The 18,708-nt window shown below is 73.4% G+C and carries 23 protein-coding genes; 19 read left to right on the top strand and 4 right to left on the bottom strand.

Features of this window, described 5'->3' with window-relative positions:
- Positions 1-3: 3 nt before the first annotated feature.
- Positions 4-1,461 (bottom strand): D-alanyl-D-alanine carboxypeptidase/D-alanyl-D-alanine-endopeptidase, encoded by a 1,458-nt coding sequence (locus tag IG69_RS0102675; protein WP_157577301.1) that lies wholly within the window; start codon positions 1,459-1,461, stop codon positions 4-6.
- Positions 1,462-1,545: 84 nt separating this feature from the next.
- Between IG69_RS0102675 and IG69_RS0102670 the strand changes: the two genes are divergently transcribed.
- A complete protein-coding gene (locus IG69_RS0102670; RefSeq protein ID WP_030526636.1) occupies positions 1,546-2,178 on the top strand; it encodes an inorganic diphosphatase in 633 nt (210 codons plus the stop codon).
- Positions 2,179-2,286: 108 nt separating this feature from the next.
- On the opposite strand, the gene IG69_RS0102665 is transcribed toward IG69_RS0102670, so the two are convergent.
- Positions 2,287-2,784 (bottom strand): DUF427 domain-containing protein, encoded by a 498-nt coding sequence (locus IG69_RS0102665; RefSeq protein ID WP_030526635.1) that lies wholly within the window; start codon positions 2,782-2,784, stop codon positions 2,287-2,289.
- A gap of 382 nt (positions 2,785-3,166) precedes the next feature.
- On the opposite strand from IG69_RS0102665, the gene IG69_RS0102655 reads away from it, so the two are divergent.
- On the top strand, positions 3,167-4,384 hold the full coding sequence (locus tag IG69_RS0102655; RefSeq protein ID WP_030526634.1) for a tyrosine-type recombinase/integrase: 1,218 nt from the start codon (positions 3,167-3,169) through the stop codon (positions 4,382-4,384).
- A gap of 10 nt (positions 4,385-4,394) precedes the next feature.
- Here the strand turns inward: IG69_RS0102655 and IG69_RS0102650 are convergent, their stop codons facing one another.
- Positions 4,395-4,772: an ImmA/IrrE family metallo-endopeptidase gene (locus IG69_RS0102650; RefSeq protein ID WP_157577299.1), complete on the bottom strand. Its 378-nt coding sequence runs from the start codon at positions 4,770-4,772 to the stop codon at positions 4,395-4,397.
- An 88-nt stretch (positions 4,773-4,860) separates the two neighbouring features.
- On the bottom strand, positions 4,861-5,478 hold the full coding sequence (locus IG69_RS0102645; protein WP_030526632.1) for a hypothetical protein: 618 nt from the start codon (positions 5,476-5,478) through the stop codon (positions 4,861-4,863).
- 211 nt (positions 5,479-5,689) lie between these two features.
- Between IG69_RS0102645 and IG69_RS0102640 the strand changes: the two genes are divergently transcribed.
- The 17 genes from IG69_RS0102640 to IG69_RS19885 all read left to right on the top strand — a co-directional run bounded on the left by IG69_RS0102640 (position 5,690) and on the right by IG69_RS19885 (position 18,696).
- Positions 5,690-5,953 carry a helix-turn-helix domain-containing protein gene (locus IG69_RS0102640; RefSeq protein WP_030526631.1) on the top strand — a complete coding sequence of 88 codons (264 nt, stop codon included), beginning with the start codon at positions 5,690-5,692 and terminating at the stop codon, positions 5,951-5,953.
- Positions 5,950-6,168, top strand: a complete 219-nt coding sequence (locus IG69_RS0102635; RefSeq protein WP_030526630.1) for a hypothetical protein — start codon at positions 5,950-5,952, stop codon at positions 6,166-6,168. The genes IG69_RS0102640 and IG69_RS0102635 overlap by 4 nt, the downstream gene beginning before the upstream one ends.
- A gap of 179 nt (positions 6,169-6,347) precedes the next feature.
- Positions 6,348-6,788, top strand: a complete 441-nt coding sequence (locus tag IG69_RS0102630; RefSeq protein ID WP_030526629.1) for a hypothetical protein — start codon at positions 6,348-6,350, stop codon at positions 6,786-6,788.
- Entirely contained in the window at positions 6,785-7,207 is a 423-nt protein-coding gene (locus tag IG69_RS0102625; protein WP_030526628.1) for a hypothetical protein, read from the top strand. Before IG69_RS0102630 ends, IG69_RS0102625 begins: the two co-directional genes overlap by 4 nt.
- Positions 7,207-7,563 (top strand): hypothetical protein, encoded by a 357-nt coding sequence (locus tag IG69_RS0102620; RefSeq protein WP_030526627.1) that lies wholly within the window; start codon positions 7,207-7,209, stop codon positions 7,561-7,563. Before IG69_RS0102625 ends, IG69_RS0102620 begins: the two co-directional genes overlap by 1 nt.
- Positions 7,560-8,366, top strand: a complete 807-nt coding sequence (locus tag IG69_RS20815) for a hypothetical protein (protein WP_051750083.1) — start codon at positions 7,560-7,562, stop codon at positions 8,364-8,366. Before IG69_RS0102620 ends, IG69_RS20815 begins: the two co-directional genes overlap by 4 nt.
- Before the next feature lie 25 nt (positions 8,367-8,391).
- Positions 8,392-9,093, top strand: coding sequence for a hypothetical protein (locus IG69_RS20810; protein ID WP_051750081.1), 702 nt, complete (start codon positions 8,392-8,394; stop codon positions 9,091-9,093).
- A gap of 69 nt (positions 9,094-9,162) precedes the next feature.
- Positions 9,163-9,708, top strand: a complete 546-nt coding sequence (locus tag IG69_RS19890) for a RuvC family protein (protein WP_051750079.1) — start codon at positions 9,163-9,165, stop codon at positions 9,706-9,708.
- Positions 9,708-10,946 carry a hypothetical protein gene (locus IG69_RS0102600; protein ID WP_030526623.1) on the top strand — a complete coding sequence of 413 codons (1,239 nt, stop codon included), beginning with the start codon at positions 9,708-9,710 and terminating at the stop codon, positions 10,944-10,946. The genes IG69_RS19890 and IG69_RS0102600 overlap by 1 nt, the downstream gene beginning before the upstream one ends.
- Positions 10,946-11,872 carry a ParB/RepB/Spo0J family partition protein gene (locus IG69_RS0102595; RefSeq protein WP_030526622.1) on the top strand — a complete coding sequence of 309 codons (927 nt, stop codon included), beginning with the start codon at positions 10,946-10,948 and terminating at the stop codon, positions 11,870-11,872. Before IG69_RS0102600 ends, IG69_RS0102595 begins: the two co-directional genes overlap by 1 nt.
- 72 nt (positions 11,873-11,944) lie before the next feature.
- The gene (locus IG69_RS0102590; protein ID WP_157577297.1) at positions 11,945-12,316 is read left to right on the top strand and encodes a hypothetical protein; all 372 of its coding nucleotides are present in this window, start codon (positions 11,945-11,947) and stop codon (positions 12,314-12,316) included.
- Positions 12,313-12,516, top strand: a complete 204-nt coding sequence (locus IG69_RS22430; protein WP_030526620.1) for a hypothetical protein — start codon at positions 12,313-12,315, stop codon at positions 12,514-12,516. Before IG69_RS0102590 ends, IG69_RS22430 begins: the two co-directional genes overlap by 4 nt.
- A 2-nt stretch (positions 12,517-12,518) precedes the next feature.
- The gene (locus tag IG69_RS0102580) at positions 12,519-14,966 is read left to right on the top strand and encodes a bifunctional DNA primase/polymerase (protein WP_030526619.1); all 2,448 of its coding nucleotides are present in this window, start codon (positions 12,519-12,521) and stop codon (positions 14,964-14,966) included.
- The gene (locus tag IG69_RS0102575; protein WP_030526618.1) at positions 14,963-15,370 is read left to right on the top strand and encodes a hypothetical protein; all 408 of its coding nucleotides are present in this window, start codon (positions 14,963-14,965) and stop codon (positions 15,368-15,370) included. The genes IG69_RS0102580 and IG69_RS0102575 overlap by 4 nt, the downstream gene beginning before the upstream one ends.
- Positions 15,371-15,509: 139 nt before the next feature.
- Positions 15,510-16,301: a DUF7341 domain-containing protein gene (locus IG69_RS0102570; protein WP_157577293.1), complete on the top strand. Its 792-nt coding sequence runs from the start codon at positions 15,510-15,512 to the stop codon at positions 16,299-16,301.
- Between the two features lie 600 nt (positions 16,302-16,901).
- Positions 16,902-17,168, top strand: coding sequence for a hypothetical protein (locus IG69_RS0102565; RefSeq protein WP_157577291.1), 267 nt, complete (start codon positions 16,902-16,904; stop codon positions 17,166-17,168).
- Positions 17,169-17,265: 97 nt separating this feature from the next.
- A complete protein-coding gene (locus IG69_RS19885; protein WP_157577289.1) occupies positions 17,266-18,696 on the top strand; it encodes a terminase large subunit domain-containing protein in 1,431 nt (476 codons plus the stop codon).
- The last annotated feature ends 12 nt before the right edge of the window (positions 18,697-18,708 follow it).

Here is an 18,708-nt window from a genome sequence, read left to right as displayed (position 1 = left end):
GCGTCAGCCGGTCGTGCCGCTGCAGCCGCACCGGGTCACGGCGGCGACGACGCGGTCCATCGCGGCGCGGGCGCGCAGCGTGCCGTCGTAGGTCCGGGGGAAGCCGTCGACCTGCACGACGAAGGTCAGCGGTCGGCCGTCGGCGTCGACGGTCGTCCCGGCCAGCGACGAGCCGGCCCGCAGGGTGCCGGTCTTGGCGCGCGGCACGCCCAGCACGTCGCGCGTCGCGTCCGCCGAGAAGCGGTGCCGGAGCGTGCCGGACAGCCCGGAGACCGGCAGCCCGGCGACGACCCCGCGCAGCTGCTCGGGCTCACCGCGCACCGCGAGCCCGAGGACGGCCGAGAGCGTCGCGGGCGCCACGGCCTGCCCGGGGCTGAGGCCGCTCGCGTCCTCGAGGCGCATCCCGGCGGTGGGGACGTCGGCGGCCTCGAGGCGCGCGGTGATGAGGTCGGCGTTGGCGTCGGCCTCCTCGGTCGGCCGGCCGAGCGTCGCGGCGGCCTGCCGGACGAGGCTCTCGGCGAGGGAGTTGTCGCTCTCGGCGAGCGCGAGCCCGAGCAGCTCGCCGTAGGTGGCGGACTCGACCGTGCCGAGGGCGACCGCGTCGGCCGGGGCGGGCCGCGACCACGTCGAGGTCGGGCGCAGACGGGCCGTGACCCCCTCGGCGCGCAGCCGCTGGACGAGGGTGCGGGCGACGACGTCCTCGGGCCGGGTGGGCGCCGGGCGGGCCGGGGTCGCGCGGGTCGTCGTCAGGCCGGTCATGACGACCGGCCCGGCGAAGCCGTCGCGGACGTCGTTGGGGTTCCACGTCGGCGGCACCCGGGGGCCGGGCGCGAACGAGGTGTCCAGGCGCAGGGTGACGGTGGTGCGTCCGTCGGCCACCAGCGTGCGGGCGACCCGGCGGGCGAGGTCGGTCAGGCCCGCGCGCCCGGCGACCGCGTCGGCGTCGCCGCGGCCGGGCGCGAGCAGCATGTCGCCGCGGACGACGAGGACGAGGTCGCGCGAGCCGGGGGCGGCCACGACGCTCGTCGGGACCCGCTCGTCGAGGTCGAGGGTGTCGGCGACGGCGTAGGCGGCGAGCAGCTTGGCGGTGGAGGCCGGCGGGCGCGGGGTGCCGCCCGCGCGCGACCACAGCTCCTCCCCCGTCACGCCGTCGCGGATGCTCACGCCGAGGCCCTTCCGCAGCGCGGGGTCGTCGTCGGCCGCCGCGACCGCCGCGGCCAGGCCGGCGGCCGAGGGGACCGGCGCACTCGTCCCGGCGGTCGCCGCGAGGGAGGGCGCGGCGGTGGGCAGCAGCGAGGGGACCTCGCCCTCGTCCGCGTCGGCTCCCGGTGCCGGGGCGAGCGCCACCGGGCGGTCGAGGGTGAGCACGCCGGGGACGACGTCGTACACGTCGGCGGTCACGTAGCCGGCGCCCACGAGGAGGACCAGGGCGCTCGCGCCGGCGAGCATGACACGTCTCACCCGGCCTCCCTTCGTCCCCTGGGCCCTCCATGCGCCAGACTGTCGGACGAGCCTAGGTCACGCAGCAGAGGGAGTCTTTCCACCGTGGAGTTCGACGTCACCATCGAGATCCCCAAGGGTCACCGCAACAAGTACGAGGTCGACCACGAGTCGGGCCGCATCCGGCTGGACCGCATGCTGTTCACCGCGATGTCGTACCCGTCGGACTACGGGTACATCGAGGACTCGCTCGGCGAGGACGGCGACCCGCTGGACGCGCTCGTGCTCCTCGACGAGCCGACCTTCCCGGGCTGCGTCGTGCGCGCCCGGCCCATCGGCATGTTCCACATGCGCGACGAGGCCGGTGGCGACGACAAGATCCTCTGCATCCCGGCGGGCGACCCGCGCAAGGCGCACATCAGCGAGCTCGAGCACGTCACCGAGTTCGACCGCCTCGAGATCCAGCACTTCTTCGAGACCTACAAGGACCTCGAGCCCGGCAAGTCGGTCGAGGGCGCGCACTGGGCGGGGCGCGTGGAGGCCGAGGCCTGCATCACCGACGCCATCGAGCGGGCCCGCGCGGCCGGCCTGAGCACCGCCCGCTGGCGGATGCCCCCGCACGCCGAGGTCCCCGCGAACGCGTCGACCTCCGCCCACACGAGCGACGAGCTGGCCGCCGCCTCCGAGCGGGCCCGCGCCGAGCTGGCCACGAAGGACAAGCCGCTCAGCGACGACTGACTCCCCGCGCCGCCCGGACGTCCCGGGCACGACGGCGACAGACCCCCGGGCGCACCGACGTGGTGCGACCGGGGGTCCGTCGTCTCCCGGGGTGGCGGCGGTCCGGGCTCACCATCCCCAGGTGCCGGGTCCGCCCTTGAACGGCCCGACGACGCGGCTGGTCACCCATCCCCCGTAGAAGCCGCCCTCCTGGGGGGTGACGACCTCGCCCGCCACGACGCAGCGGTCCATCGCCGCGGGCATGACGGCGACGTGGTCGACGAGGGCCGTGAAGCCGGGGTTGGGGTGCGGGTAGGTCCACGCGGCCGACTCCGCCACCTCGCGCCGGCCGAGCACGTCGAAGTAGACGGCCTCGCCCTTCCACTCGCAGTACGACGAGCCGTGCGCCCGCCGCAGGGCGCCCTCGGTGAAGTCCTCGCGCGGCAGGTAGTAGGTCGGGGGGTGGCTCGTCTCGAGGACCCGCAGGCTGCGGGTGGAGCGGGCGACGAGGACCCCGCCGAACCAGACCTCGACCGACTCGTCGCTCGGCTCGACCGCGGGCGGACGCGGGTAGTCCCACACCGACTCCTGGCCGGGGGCGGTGGGCAGCGGCACGGGTCTGGTCATCTCGCCACGCTATGCCCGGCGCCGCGCCCGTGACCCGCCGTCCGCCGACGTTCGACAACCCCTGCCCCGCGCCACCCGACTTCTTGCGAGTTCGGCCGGTCGACACGCCTGCGCACGGGGTGTCGGGCGGCGGAACTCGCAATCAGTGAAGAGAAAGATGCGCGAAGGCCCCCTCGACGCGGGGTCGAGGGGGCCTTCGGGTGGAGCCGCCTATCGGAATCGAACCGATGACCTATTCATTACGAGTGTATGGATCACGATAGACTCTGGGCATGCATATGGCCTCTGACCTGCGGAAATGCAGCGTCATCGGCCGCTGTCGGCTGCTATCAATGGCCGACCCGATGGCCTACCCTGACCGCGTGACGACGAGGGAGAGCACGTGACGAGCACCCGGCGCGCCTACGGCACCGGATCAGTCTGGTACGACGAGAAGCGCAAGCGGTGGGTCGGCACCATCGAGACCGGCTGGACCGCCCGCGGCACCCGCCGGCGCAAGACGCGCGTCGGGCCGACCAAGATGGCCGTCCAGCGCAAGCTGCGCGAGGCGATGCGCGAGGCCGAGCAGCAGCAGGCCCCGACCGTCGGCGGCAAGCCCACCGTGAAGACCTGGGCCGAGCAGTGGCTCGAGATCACCGCCCGCTCCCTGCGACCGACGACGTGGCAGGCGAACGCCTCGCAGGTGGCCACCTGGATCGTCCCGACGATCGGGCACCGTCGGCTCGAGGCATTGCGGCCGGCCGACGTCCGCGCCGTCGAGCGGGCCATGGAGGTGGCGGGGCGCGCGTCGTCGACCATCTCTCGGTGCCTCGCCGTCCTGACGAAGATGCTCAAGGACGCCGTCATCGAGGGACACCCCGTGCCGCAGGCCGTGCTGCTCGTGCAGACCGCGGCGCCCGGCGAGAGCGACAGAGACGCCATCCCACTGCCTGACGCCCTCGCGCTCCTCGAGCAGGCTGCCACACTCCCGGATGCTTCCCGCTGGGTCGCCGCCCTGCTGCAGGGCATGCGACCAGCCGAGTGCCTCGGCCTCACGTGGGACCTCGTCGACCTGGACGAGGGCGTCATCGACGTCTCGTGGCAGCTCAAGCCGCTCCCCTACCGCGTGGCCCGGGACCGGACCAGCGGCTTCCGCGTCCCCCGCGGGTACAACGCGCGCCAGGTCTACGGCGCCCTGCACCTCGTCCGGCCGAAGACCGCGAGCGGCCAGCGCATCATCCCGCTCGTGCCGTGGATGCGGGACGCGCTCATCGCGTGGCGCGAGCAGTGCCCGGCCTCGCCGCTCGGGCTGGTCTGGCCAAGGCCCGACGGGCGACCACGCGACGACGGCGACGACCGCGCCGCATGGGTACGGCTGCAGGACGCGGCACGAGTCGCGAGCGTCGACGGCGAGCAGGGCCGGCGCTTCACGCTGTACGAAGCCCGGCACACCACCGCGACCCTGCTACGCGAGGCCCGCGTCGACGACCAGACCATCACTGCGATCATGGGCCACGCCACCATCCTGTCGACGAAGGCGTACCTGCACACCGACCGCGGCCGGGTGCGCACCGCGCTCGAGGACGTCGCCGCGCGCCTCCAGCTCGGCGCCCTCAGGTAGGCCTCGCGCGTCAGGGCGTCGGGTCGGCGGCGGCGGTCCGCTCCCGCAGGATCGCCACCTCGGCGGGATGCAGGTGCCGGCGGTCCAGCCGCGCCCTCAGCAGCCAGCGCGTGACCCACAGGGAGTCCGCGGCCTCCCCGATGTGCCCGCCGGCCCAGACCAGGGCGTCAGCCACGGTGTGGATGTCAGGTAGGAGGAAGCGGGCCGCCTCGTTGTCGACGACGCGCTCCACCTCCTCCGGCTGGCAGGTCCCCTCACCGCGCCGGACGTGCGCGAGCTCGTGCGCCAGGGCGCACCGGCGCTCGACCTGCGAGAGGTCGTGGCGCATGTAGATGCGCTCTCCGTCGGTTGCGCTGATGACGTCGTCGGGAAGGTCCGAGCGCCACACGAGGCGCACTCTCGCGAACCCCCGTAGCGCCCGCCACGGGTGGGGGTGCATGCGACCGGAACCTACGTGCGGTCACCGACACCCCGCGTCAGGACTGGTCGTCGTACGCCTTTTCGCGCCGGCCGCGCTTGGCCGCGAGGCTGAGGACGTCTCGGGCCGGGCTCCCCCCGGCCTGCTTGGTGGGGAGACTGTCATCGCTGTTGACGTCCTGTAGGTCGTCGAAGAACTTGTCGGTGAGCCCTCGGAACATGCGGAGCCGGTACACGAGCTCCTCGGCGATTTGCTCGTCGGTGAAGAGGGCCAGCACCTCCTTGGGCGGGTTGTCCCAGTCGAGCTCGGACGCTGGGTCGCCGACGGGCAGCTCGAAGAAGGGGCGGGACCACTCGTGGAACGCCAGCACTGCTCCGCCGCTGTCCACGCCATGTAGCGCGAAGCCGAGGTGGCCATGCCCTGTCTCGGGCGGCTCGACGCCCTCCCACAGCGCGCGGGCGTAGCCGGCTGGCCAGCGGGCGGCAGTGTCGATGTTCCGCCAGGTCGGGTTGCGCGGCTTGGACATGCTCTCCTCGCCTCGCGCCACCTTGCGCAGCAGCGTGAGCGTCGTCGTGGAAGGCCCGCCCGCGGCGACGATCTCGGCGTCGGTGTGGAGCCCAGCGGCGACGAAGCCGGCCAGCACGGCTTTGGCGAAGTCCTGGCTCTGCGATGTCATGCGGCAACCATCCCAAAAATGTTCGGCAAACATAACTCCGGCTCGGCAAACGCCCAGGGTGTGATTTCGCTAGCCAGCAAGTGACATCAGTGTGTTTCTGCAGGTCCAAAGTTTGCCACGTCCTTGCTTGCTTCTCGTGCCATGTTTGCTGCATGCTGGGCTCATGCCCAGGACTTACCCCCAGCCGCGGACGCTGAAGAGCCCCCCGCACGTGTCCCTCCGGGCCCTTCGCACCGTCTCAGGACTCACGCTCGAGCAGGTCGCGCTCTCGGTCACCGAGGAGCTCCACCGCCGGAAGGTCCTCAAGGCGGGCGCCACCGTCTCGCGCGGAACGCTCTCCGCCATCGAGTCCGGCCTCCGGGGCGCCTCGGTGGACATGCTCGAAGCGCTCGCCGTCGCCTACGGGCTGGCCCCCGCTGACATCGTCACCGACTACCAGCCCAGGCCCCGAGGCCTCGAGGGCGTGGTCGCATGACCGCCGTCGCCATCGAGCCCGTCTCCTACAGCTACGAGACCGCCTCCGCCGCCACAGGCCTGAGTGTCGACGTCATCCAGCGCGCGGTCCGCGCCGGCGACCTCGAAGTCCGCTACCCGCAGGTCGCCGGCCGGACGCTCTCCAAGCCCGTCATCGAGCGCGACGAACTCGCGCGGTGGATCAGCCAGGGCGCGCCCGAGCGCCGCTCCCCCTAGAGCCCCCGGACGGTCGCGCGGCTCGGCATCCCCCCTGCCCCCAGCCTCACCGACCGGGACGTCCCGGGGGCGGTCTCCCCCCCACCGCCCCCGGGACACCTCAGCCAGAACAGCAAGCGGCCCCCGCCACCTACCGCGAAGCAGGACGAGGGCCACTCACTCGAAAGGAAGTCTCCCAGATGGGATCCGCCACCGCCAGCACCGCGCACTCCGTGCCACCGGCAGTCATCCTCACGGCCGTCGGCCGCGACCGCGACATCGCCGTCGTCACCCTCGACCTCGAGGCCGGCGCCATCGCCCGCAGCATGCTCCGCCGTCTCGCCGGCAGCCTCTTCGCCGCGAAGCGCACCTTCATGCTCCAGTCCGTCGCCCACGAGCCAGCCAGTGTCGAGGACGGCGGCGCCACGAGCGTCGTCCTCGGGATCGCCCGCTCCGGCAACGCCTTCCAGATCGACCTCACCCACGAGGCCGCACAGCAGCTGCACGACGAGCTGGGCCGGGCCCTGGGCGACGCCGAGACGGAGTGCGCCACCGACGGCTGCTCCGCCATCGCCCTCATCGACGGCCACTGCGCCGCGGACAACGAGCGCCTCGCCCGCCGGATCGGCGGTGCGGCATGACCGTCAGCACCGCCCCCGCGTGCCTCCTGTGCCGCGGCCCCGTCGACGACCCCGACGACCACCTGTGCCCCGGCTGCCGCGACGACCAGGACAGCACCACCGACGAGCGCCTGCGCTCCGGGCGCCACCACAACGCCTGGACGCCGTCGGTCCTCGTCGGCCCGCCCTACCGCCTCACCGGCGGCGAGCGGGGCGCCGTGCGCGTCTCGACCGTCGCCACCGCCCTCGGCCTGTTCGTCGGCGGCGCCTTCATCTACCTGGCTCCCATCTGGGTCGTCATCGCCGCCCTCGCCATCCCCGTCCTGTGGCTCGGCGGCGCCGCGCTCTGGGACCTCGCGCACACCCCCGACGGCGAGCCCGAGCTGTCCGCCTGGGACGTCCAGTCCAGCCACGACCCCGACCAGAGGCAGGCCTCCTGATGACCGACACCCAGCACGCCGCCGCCGGCGTCCCCGTCGACCTCCAGCTCAAGCCCGTCGCCGACGAGCTCGAGGAGATCCGCGCCCAGAAGAAGGTCCTCGAGGCCCGGGAGAAGGAGCTCACCCTCGAGGCCCGCGCGCTCGTCAACGACGAGGACGGCACGTACGGCGCCATCGTTGTCTCGGTCCCGCAGTCCCTCGACAGGGACGCCCTGGCCGCGGCCTACCCGGTGACCGAGCACCCGTACCTCTACGGCCTCGCCATCGACCTCGCCAAGGCCAAGGCGCACCTGTCGCCCTCCGTCCTCGACGGGTTCAAGACGCCCGGCACGCCCCGCGTGAGCGTGAAGCGGTGACCGTCACCGCCCCCGCGTCCCGCGTCGTGCTGCCCCCCGAGCGGTGCATCCCCGACCTCCAGGCGATCCTCGAGCACGCCATCGCCAACGACGAGCGCACCCTCCAGACCGCCCTCGGCCCCTCCGAGCTCGGTGTCGACTGCGACCGGTGCCTCATCCACATGCTCGCCGGCAGCGCCGAGGACGAGGGCGCGCCGTGGCTGCCCACCATCGGCCGCGCCGTCCACGAGTGGGCCGAGGGCGTCCTCCTCTCCCACATGGCCCGCACCGGCACCGACCGGTGGCTGCCCGAGGGCCGCGTCGCCGTCGGCCAGCTCCGCGGCGTCGACATCACCGGCTCCAGCGACGTCCTCGACATCCACACCGGCACCGTCGTCGACTACAAGCTCACCGGCACCACCACCCTCAAGAAGGTCAAGGCCGCCAAGGGCCACCCCGGGTTGACGTACGCCCGCCAGGCCAACCTCTACGGCCGCGGCTGGGCCCTGGCCGGGTACGACGTGCGCTCCGTCGCCGTGTGGTTCCTGCCTCGCAACGGGTTCCGTATCACCGACGGCGCCCTCTGGCAGACCCCGTACGACGAGCGGCTCGCCGTCGAGGCCCTCGAGCGGGCCAACCGGTTCGCCTCGTGGATCGACGACTACGGCGTCGACGTCGTGCTCGCCGGGGCCGGCCCCCACACCGGGCGCGAGTTCTCGTGCGAGCGGTTCGACGCGCGACCGAAGCGCGACCAGCTCGACGGGCTCATCGCCCCCCAGACCTCCGGCACCCGCCCGGGCGCCGGGTCCACGGCCGTCGCCTGACGGCCCGACGTAGGAGATGCAGCAGATGACGCAGCAGACGTACGACGCCAACGCCGTCCTCATGGGCGGCGGCGGCCCCAAGGGCTGGTCCTTCGCCGACCCCGGCACGACCCGCACCGGCACCATCGCCGAGCCGCCCCAGGCGAAGCAGGAGCGCGACTACGACCCGAACAACCCGGGCGGCGGCTCGCCCAAGTTCTTCCCCTCCGGCGACCCCATCATGGGCATCCACGTCGTGGTCCAGACCAACGAGCGCGACGCCACCATCGAGGGCGACGACGGCCGTCGCACGTTCTACATCGAGGGCCGGTACCTCAAGGAGGCTGTCCGCGAGGGCATCCGCAACGCCGGCTCGGCCGGCCTCGAGGTCGGCGGCCAGCTCACGGTCACGTTCACGCACCGCGAGGACCCCAACGACAAGCGGTCGCGCAAGTACTGGTCCGTCCAGTACGTGCCTGCCGGCAACGCCGCCCTCATGGGCGAGCAGCAGCCCCAGCAGGCCCTGCAGCAGTCGTACCAGCAGCAGGCCCCGGCCTACCAGCCACCGGCCGCCCCGCAGGGGTACGCCCCGCCGCAGGCCGCCTCGGCCCCGGCGCAGCAGCCCGTCGCCCCGCCGGTCCAGCAGGCCCCGGCGCAGGCCGCCGCGGCCGCGCCCATCGACCCGCAGCTCGCCGCGTTCCAGGCGTGGCAGGCCTCCCAGCAGGCCCCGCAGCAGCAGGCCGGCTGACCCCACCCACCCGGCGCCGCCGCCCCCACCCCTCCGCGGGGCGGCGGCGCCCCTCCCCGAAGGACAGCCATGACCCGCGTTCTCGGCCTCGACCTCTCCCTCGCGGCCACCGGCCTCGCCCTCATCGACACCGACGACCGGCTCGTCGTCGACACCTGGACCCACGGCACCAAGCCCGGACCCGACACCATCACCGGCCGACTCACCCGGCTCGACGCCATCACCAGCCAGGTCACCTGCCTCGACCGCATCGACCTCGTCGTCATCGAGGGCCCCAGCCTCGGCCAGCGAGCCCAGTCCGGCACCTTCGAACGCGCCGGCCTCTGGTGGCTCACCGTCAACCGGCTCGACCAGGACGGCGTCCGCGTCGTCGAGGTCCCGCCCTCGACCCTCAAGCGCTACGCCACCGGCAAGGGCAACGCCAGTAAGGACGCCGTCCTCCTCGCCGTCGCCCGCCGGTACCCGCACGTCGACGTCAAGTCCAACGACGAGGCCGACGCCCTCGTCCTCGCCGCCATGGGCGCCCGCCACCTCGGCGCCCCCGTCGACGACCTTCCCAAGGGGCACCTCGCCGCGATGGACGCTGTCGCCTGGACCACGAAGGAAGTTGCCTGATGCAGAACCACGGCCGGACCGGCGCCGCCATCCCCGACACCCGCGGCGTCCCCCTCCCCACCCGCGGCAGCGGCGTCCACGTCCTCGAGCGCAGGCCCCGCCCGGACCCCCTCGCCCGCAGCCCCTTCCGCGGCAAGCCCATCATCGAGTTCACCCCCCAGCAGCTCGAGCGCGCCGGGTACCGCGCTGCCGGCACCGGGTCCGCACCCCGCACCAAGAAGGCTGCCGCCGAGCGCACCCGCACCGTCGACCCGCGCCGCGTCCCACCAGCCGAGCGCGAGGCCATCGCCGACGCCTACCGGGCCGGCTCCACCATCGCCGCCATCGTCGAGGAGGGCGGCCGCAACGTCCGCACCGTGCGCATGATCCTGCGCGAGGCCGGCATCGTCATCGACACCACCCGCCGCTCCCACGCACTGACCGCCGAGCAGATCGACCAGGCCGTCGCCCTGCGCGGCGAAGGCCTCACCGTCAACGAGGTCGCCGCCCGGATGGCCGCACCGCGCGAGACCATCGGTCGCGCCCTGCGCGCACGAGGCATCCACGGCAACGTCTCCCGGCTCCCCAAGTTCGACCACGCCGCCGCCGTCGCCGACTACCTCGCCGGCGGCTCCAGCGTCGACGTCGCGGCCAAGTACGGCGTCTCCAGCGCATCCATACTCCACGCGGTCAAGGCCGCCGGCCACACCCCGCGTCAGCCCGGGCGCAACCACAAGCGCGCCATCCCCGCGGACGAGGTCGCCCGCATGGTCGACCTCTACGTCGAGAAGCGCCTCAGCATCCCCGCGATCGCCCAGCAGCTCGGCCGCGGCAACGCCACCGTCCGCCGCAACCTCCTCGTCGCCGGCGTCACCCTCCGTGACGACCGGGCCAGCAACTCCGGCGGCGGCAACCGCCACCCCGACTCCGTCCTGCGCGCCGCCGGCGAGCTCTACCTCACCGGCCTCACCCGCGACCAGGTCGCCGAGCGCCTCACCATCGGCATCCGCGCCGTCGACAAGGGCATCGCGCTCGTCGGAGCCACCCCACGCCCGGCCGCCAACATCGCCGGCGCCCACACCGGGCACGACACCCTCGGCGCGCTGCGCGACCTCATGGCCGCCAACGACATCACCGCCGCCGACGTCCGCTCCTGGGCCAACCGCACCGGCCGCGACTGCCCGCCCCGCGGCTTCCCCAGCCGCGCCCTCGTCGAGGACTACCTCCTCAACCTCCCAGCTGAGAGGAGAAGCGCCTGATGGCCGGCAACGTCACCCTCCGCGGCGTCCCCATCGGCGACCTCGTCGCCAACGCCGCCAACGTCCGCGACGACGCCACCGTCGACGTCGAGGACCTCGCCGCGTCCATCCGCGTCCAGGGCATCCTCCAGCCCCTCATCGTCAACGAGACCGGCGGCCGGCTCGTCGTCACCGACGGCCACCGTCGCCTCGCCGCGGCCCGCCTCGCGCAGGTCCCCGTCCTCCCCTGCCTCGTCACCACCGGGCGCGGCAAGCGCGACGTCGTCGCCACCATGCTCGCCACCGCCATGCACAAGGAGCTCACCCCGCTCGAGCAGGCCCGCGCGTTCAGGCAGCTGCGCAACGAGGGCATGGTGTCCGTCGACATCGCCCGCGCCACCGGCTACAGCGCCGCCCTCGTCAAGGCCCGGCTCCTCCTCCTCGAGCTGCCCCGCGAGGCGCAGGACATGGTCGAGGACTCCACCCTCACCCTCCGCGACGCCACCACCCTGGCCAAGCAGGTCAAGGCCAAGCGCACCGGCACCGTCGGCACCAACGCCGGTCGCTCGGCGTGGTTCACCCGCTCCCACCCCCTGGCCGCGTCCATCACCTGCGATCACGGCGACCGCCGCACCATCGTCGGCGCCGTCGCCTGCGGTCAGTGCTGGGAAGAGACCATCCGCGCCCACGAGCGCGGCGAGCTCGACGTCGTCCCGACCCACGACGAGACGGCGGTCGTTCGAGTCCTCAGCGGAGACCTGCCCGAGGTGCTGTCCCGCGCCGACCGGCTCGAGGTCGTCCGGCGGCTGGTCGCCCAAGGCGCCAGCGACCACCAGATCGCGCGCCGCACCGGCGTCACCGAACGCCAGGCGCTCCGCGACCGCCAGCACCTCGACCTCGCGTCGCCCATCGGCGTCGGCGGCCACCCCGAGGTGAGGGCCGGGTGACCTCCTGAGCGCCGCGGCGGCCGGCCCCACTGTGCCGAGCGACCGGCCGCCGCGAGCACCCACCACCCAACCATGAGCAGGGAGCAGGACGTGAACACCCACCCAGCGCCGCAGGTGCCCGCCCGGGAGGCGACCCCGCAGGAGGTCCCCACCGGTGCCCGACGTCTCCTCAAGGCCGCCGACGAGGCCGGATGGACCGCCACCGCCCGGTACGCCCGCGGCACCGACGTCGACCGCTACGGCGCCCCGGCCGCCGTCGTCGAGTCCGTCATCGTGCGCGTGGAGCTCGCCCCGGCCAGCGCCCGGGCCGCGGCCGTGTGGGTCGACGGCAAGTTCAAGGGCGCGTGGCGCTGGGCACCGTGGTTCGACCTGCGCAAGGAGGGCGCCCGCGACCTCGTCGCCTGGGTGCGCTCCCTGCCGCAGGCCCTGGGGGTGACCTCGTGAGCGAGCAGCCAGACCCACCCATCGACCGGTGCGAGTCGTGCGGATGGGGCGCCCTGGGTGTCCTCCTCGTCGACTTCCGCGACGGAGGGCCCGTGTTCCTCGTGTGCGACTCGTGCGGCCAGCTCGCCGCCGACATCGGCGCCCGGGTCACCGCAGCCCCCGACCTCTCGAGCACGACCCAGACGACAGGAACGACGTGAGCGTGACCGACACGACCACCACCCCGGCGCCCGGCCCCTTCGCGGCCGCCGCCTTCACCTACCACCGCAACGGCTGGGCCGTCCTCCCCCTGCCCGCCGGCCAGAAAGCCCCCGTCCCCACCGGGTGGACCGGCGCCCGCGGCGCCACCCCGTCCGGCGCCGACGTCCACGCCTGGACCGAGGAGCGCCCCGACGGCAACATCGCCCTCCGCCTGCCCCCGCACGTCATCGGCGTCGACGTCGACCACTACGACGGCAAGCCCGGCGCCCTGGTCCTCGCCCAGCTCGAGCAGACCCTCGGCGCCCTCCCCCCGACGTGGCGCACCACCAGCCGCGACGACGGCGCCTCCGGCATCCGCCTGTACCGCGTCCCCGAGGGCCTGCGCTGGCCCGGCGGGCTCGGCCCCGGCATCGACACCATCCGCCACGACCACCGCTACGCCGTCGTGTGGCCCTCGCTGCACCCCAAGGGCGGCACCTACCGCTGGTACACCCCCGACGGCGTCGTCACCGCCCACGACATCCCCCACCCCGACGACCTGCCCGACCTGCCCGAAGCCTGGGTCGCGCACTTCACCGGCGGCGAGCTGTCCGCGGACCAGCCCCACGCCGGGCTCGGCCGCGACGACATCGTCGCGTGGGTCGGCGCGCGCCCCGCCGGCCACCCGTGCCGGCGCATCGACGACGCCCTGACCCGAGGACTGGCCGACCTCGTCACCACCCACGAGGGCGGCCGCCACGACGCCGCCCTGCGCCTGACCAACCGCCTCGCCTGGCTCGCCGGCGAAGGACACCACGGCCTCACCGCCGCCCTCGAACGGGCTCGCGGGTCGTTCCTCGCCGCCGTGGGCGCCGACCGCCGCCCCGGCGACGCCGAGGCCGAGTGGGACCGCATGGTCACCGGCGCCGTCGACATCGCCGCCGGCGCCCATCCCACCACCCCCGACATCGACCCGTGCGACGACCCGTTCGCCGGACTCATCGACAGGAGCGCCACCCAGTGGACGACACCACCACCAGCTGCCCCGAAGACGAGCACCGTCTCGCCACCTGCCACGTCTGCGCCGGCTCCGGCATCGTCGACGACTGGGACGGCGAACGCGAGTGCTCCCGATGCGACGGCCGGGGCCACCTCCACGACTGACGAGCCCGCCGAGGACACCCACACCACCTGGTGGCCCCGCGACCTCGACGCCGCCCTCGACGACGACACCCCACCCGAGCAGCCCGCCCACCTCACCCGCGACGACGGCCACCACGCGTTCTACCCCGGCCGCGTCAACGGCATCATCGGCCCCTCCGAGTCCGGCAAGACCTGGGTCGCCCTCCACGCCGTCCGCCAGGCCGTCGACGAAGGCCAGCACGTCACCGTCATCGACTTCGAGGACTCCGACCGCGGCATGACCGCCCGCCTCCTCGCCATCGGCCTCACCCGCACCGAGGTCCGCGAGCACGTCGCCTACATCAACCCCGACGAGCCGTTCCACCCCCTCGCCGAGACCGGCCTCGACCTCTCCGAGCACCTCGACACCTGGGCACCCACCCTCGTCGTCGTCGACGGGTTCAACGCCGCCATGACCCTCCAGGGCCTCGACCTCAAGGACAACAAGGACGCCACCACGTTCATGCAGCACGTCCTCAAGCCCATCGCCGCCCGCGGGCCCGCCGTCGTCTACATCGACCACACCCCCAAGGACAAGGAGCACGGCACCAACGGCGGCATCGGCGCCCAGGCCAAGCGCGCCATGACCACCGGCTGCACCCTGCGCGCCGAGCCCGTCACCCCGTTCGGGAAGGGCCAGGCCGGCAAGATCAGGCTCCACGTCGACAAGGACCGCCTCGGCACCGTCCGCGGCGCCTCCGCCCCCGGGAAGGCCGGTCACTGGTTCGGCGACCTCGCCATCACGTCCAACACCGACGGCTCCGACGTCACCCTCGAGCTCACCGCACCCACCACCTACGACGCCGACACCCACGAGCCCAAGGCGTTCCGCCCCACCGTCTACATGGGCCGCATCGCCGGGTGGCTGGCCGACAACCCCGGCGCCGGCCGCAACGAGGTTCTCGGCGCCGTCACCGGCGACGTGCGCCACCTCAAGACCGCCCTCAAGGCCCTCGTCGACGAGGGGTGGGTCACCGTCACCAAGCACGGCCAGAAGTCGCTGCACACCCTCGACACCCCGTTCAACGAGCTCCTCCCACCCCCTTCCACTACTGGGGTTGCAACCGGGGTTGGACCGGGGTTGCCAACCCCGGCAGAACCAACCGGGGTGGTGGGGTTGACCGGGGGGTACGAAGTACCCCGGTCCCCCAACCCCGGTGCAGCACCCGAGACCGCCCCCACCGGGGTCGGAGCCAGGCGCACCCCGATGGCCGGCGGGAAGCTCCTCTACGACCACCAGACCGGGCAGGTCGTCGACGCCACCACCGGCGAGGTCGTCGACCGATGACCACCACCCAGCGCGAGCGCGTCACCGCCCACCTCATCGCCGACGGCCACCTCGACGAGGCCGGCATCGGACGCAAGCCCCGGGCAGCCACCTGCCGCGCGTGCCGCCTCGCCGTCACCGCCGCCATCACCGACCTCGGCATCACCATCGCGTGCTGGCCCACCCCCACCACCCCCTACGGCGAGCTCCTCGCCGTCGTCGCCGGCCTGCCCACCTGGAGCGAGCACCCCGACGACGGGCTCTACCACCGCTCCGCCGCCCGTATCGCCGGCAACAACAGCCACCGCGTGCGCGTCCTCGTCACCCACCGCTGCGGCGACCCACCACCCGAGGCCCACCCCGCCTGGCGCGCCGAGGTTCGCTTCCAGCCGTTCCAGATCGCCGGCGCCCCACCCCCGTACTGACGACCGACGAGAGGAAGCCGATGACCACGTCTGAACCCACCGGCGGCTACCACTGCCCGCACCCCGGCTGCCGCTTCCGAGCCGTCGCCCGCGTCCTCCTCGACGACCACCTTCGCATCGACCATCAGGAGCAGACTCGATGACCCGCCCACCCATGCTGGCCGCCGACCACATCCGCGAGCTCGTCCAGCCCTACGCCACCCACGAGGAGGTCACCCAGCCCGCCAAGCACGCCGACGGCGTGTGGCGCCCCCGCCGCACCACCCACACCGTGCACCACCCTTCGCTCCTCTCCCAGATCCGCGCCGCCGCCGGCGACTCCTCCAGCCGCTCCGACAGTGACGCCGCCGCCAGCACCGCCAAGTCGAAGCCAGCCGCGCACCTCGAGGCGCTCGACACCCTCGGCCGCATCGACCGCGAGTCCCACGCCCTCGCCGTCGACCTCGGCATCGAGCAGGAACCCCGCACCCGCACCATCGTCCCCACTCTCCCCCTCGAGGACCGCCTCCTCGCCATCTCCGGCCAGGTCGGCGCCAGCACCCACCCCCGCGTCCGTTCCTGGTGGGCCGCCGCCCGCCTCGTCACCCACTGGGACTCACCACCCCTACGGCCTCACGGCGCGCCCTGCCCCACCTGCTGGGAGTCCGACACCCTCCGCATCCGCCTCGACGACGAGCTCGCCGTCTGCACCAGCTGCGGCGACACCTGGGACCGCACCGGCGACCCCGACCACGGCAGCCTCGACATGCTCGGCCAGCACGTCCAGTGGTGCACCGAACACGACGTCACCAAGCCCCGCCACTGGACCCTCGACGCCCACACCGAGCTCGTCGAGTGCACCGAGTGCCTCCCCTTCCGCGACGCCTACACCGACTGGAAGGTCACCCGCTCCCGCGCCGCACTTGACGGGACGGCACAAGCGGCCTCATAGTGGGCTCGTCGATCCGGCGTGCCCGGATCCAGAAGCGCCCCCGGGAGACCCCTCTCCTCCGGGGGCGTTCTGCATGCCCGGCCCGCCGTCAGCCCCACGACCCCTCACCTCCGACATGCGGTGCCGCCTCGAGCAGCCTTCCCGGAGTGCACGAGACGCGCGGCGGCGGCGGGCCGGGCACGCAGGACAACGCGGGAGGCGGGAGTCGTGGCGAAGACCAAGGGCGCCCACCACCGCGGCGACTACCACGTCCGAGCACGACGCGTGCGCGACCAGGCGAACACCGACCCGACGACGACGTGCTGGCGCTGCGGTCACACCCTCGCCCAACACCCGCCCCACCGAGACGGCAAGCCCGCCACCTGGACGGCCGGCCACACGGTCGACGGGGACAGCAGCGCGCCGCTCGCACCAGAAGCGAGTACGTGCAACTACAGCGCGGGTGCGAAGGCAGGCAACGCGCGACGAGGGACCGGGTACGACTGGCCCTGACCCCGAGGGGGGTCCAGATTCTGTGAGCCCCCCGACCGACGGAAGACCCCGGCCGCTTCCGCTCTCTCTCTGAACGGCCGCCGGAGTGGCCTCGAGGGGGCGGTGGGCATGACCTCGGTGCACGCGAAGACGTCCGACTGGATCGACTCGCTCGGCGAGCTGGACCCGTACGCCGAGGTCCTCGCGGCCGCCGCGCTCGAGCTCGCGTCCAACATCGACGACCCGCCGCGCACGCAGTCGGGCACGGCCTCGATCGCCCCGTTCGTCAACGCCCTGCGCGTGACGATGGAGAAGCTGCGGGAGGCGACCAGTGCCGAAGACGGCGACGAGGAAGGCGGCTGGGGCGAGCTCCACCTCGTCCCCGGCGCCGGCTGAGCTCGTCCCTCCGAGGATCGGCACGCCGCGCAACCCGAAGCGCGAGACGTGGGGCGGCCACGCCGGCACCGTCGCGAGGCGCATCGGGAAGCCGTTCATGCCGTGGCAGCAGCACGCCGCGGACGTCGCCCTCGAGATCGACCCGAAGACGGGCGGCCTCTGGTACCGAGAGGTCATCATCACCGTGCCCCGGCAGTCGGGGAAGACGACGCTCATCCTCGTGCTGTTCGTCCTGCGGTGCGTGCTGTTCGCCAAGGCCTTCGGCCCGCAGACCTGCACCTACATCGCGCAGTCGGGGAAGATGGCGCGCCGCAAGCTCGAACGGGAGTTCGCACCGATCCTGCGCCGGGCCCGGACGCTCGCCGAGGTGCCGCAGGACTCGCGCGCCAGGCCGAAGCGGCAGAACGAGTGGAAGCTCTCGATGAACAACAACGGGGAGCACATCGCCTTCGGCACGGGCTCCTACCTGCAGATCGACCCGCCGACCGAGGACGCCTCGCACGGCGACGTGCTCGACATGCCGGTCATCGACGAGGCCTTCGTGCACACCGACGACCTCGTCGAGCAGGCGGTCGACGCGGCGACGATCACCCGCGGCTCGACCGGCTCGGCGCAGACCTACATCATCTCGACGGTCGGTAACGAGAAGTCGACCTTCCTCGCGGGGAAGGTCGTCGCCGGCCGGAAGGCCGCGAAGCAGAAGAAGTCGCGGACCTGCTACCTCGAGTGGTCGGTCCCCGACGAGGCGGACTATCGCGACCCGGCCGTGTGGGCGCAGTACCTGCCGGCGCTCGGCCACACGATCACGAAGGCCGACCTGCTCGCCCGGCTGGACAAGGCCGAGCGCGGCGGCGCGGACGTCGACGAGGGCTTCGGCTCCGGCATCGACGGCTTCCGCCGCGGCTACATGAACCAGTGGGTCCACTGGCCGAAGGTCAAGGGCGGCGACGGGCCCATCTCGACGACGCGCTGGGGCGAGCTCATCGACGGGACCTCGATGGCGACGGACGAGTCCCTGACGCTCGGTGTCGACGCGCCGCTCGACCGCCGCTCGGTGTGCTTCTCCGTCTCCGGCCGCCGCGCCGACGGGATGCGCCACGGCGCGATCCGCTACTGGGTCCCGACGCACGACCTCGGCCAGGTGGTCGAGATCGGGAAGCAGCTGGCCGAGGGCCACGGCGTCCCGCTGCACTTCCCGCCGAAGTCGCCCGCGCTCGCCTGGCGCGCCGACCTCGAGCGGGCCGGCGTGACGGTCGTCGAGGTCAAGGCGGCCGCGTTCGTCCAGGCCCAGCAGACCATCGAGCAGGCCGTCACCGACGGCACGTTCCGACACCGCGGGCAGCCCGAGATGGTCAAGGCCGTGGACGGCCTCGCCGCCCGCGTCGCCGGCGACACCGATCCGTGGTCGCGCCGCTCGTCCTCGTCCAACACCGCCCCGCTGTTCGCCCTGGCCGCTGCCCTCGCCGGCGAGGGCGAGGCCCAGACCACCCGCTCCGCGTACGAAGACCACGACCCGATGTTCGTCTGAGAGGAGGGCCCG

It is taken from the genome of Phycicoccus jejuensis (assembly GCF_000720925.1).
GTDB lineage: Bacteria > Actinomycetota > Actinomycetes > Actinomycetales > Dermatophilaceae > Phycicoccus > Phycicoccus jejuensis.
The sequence above is the reverse complement of the archived record's forward strand: the minus strand, read 5'-3'. Positions and strand labels throughout refer to the sequence as shown.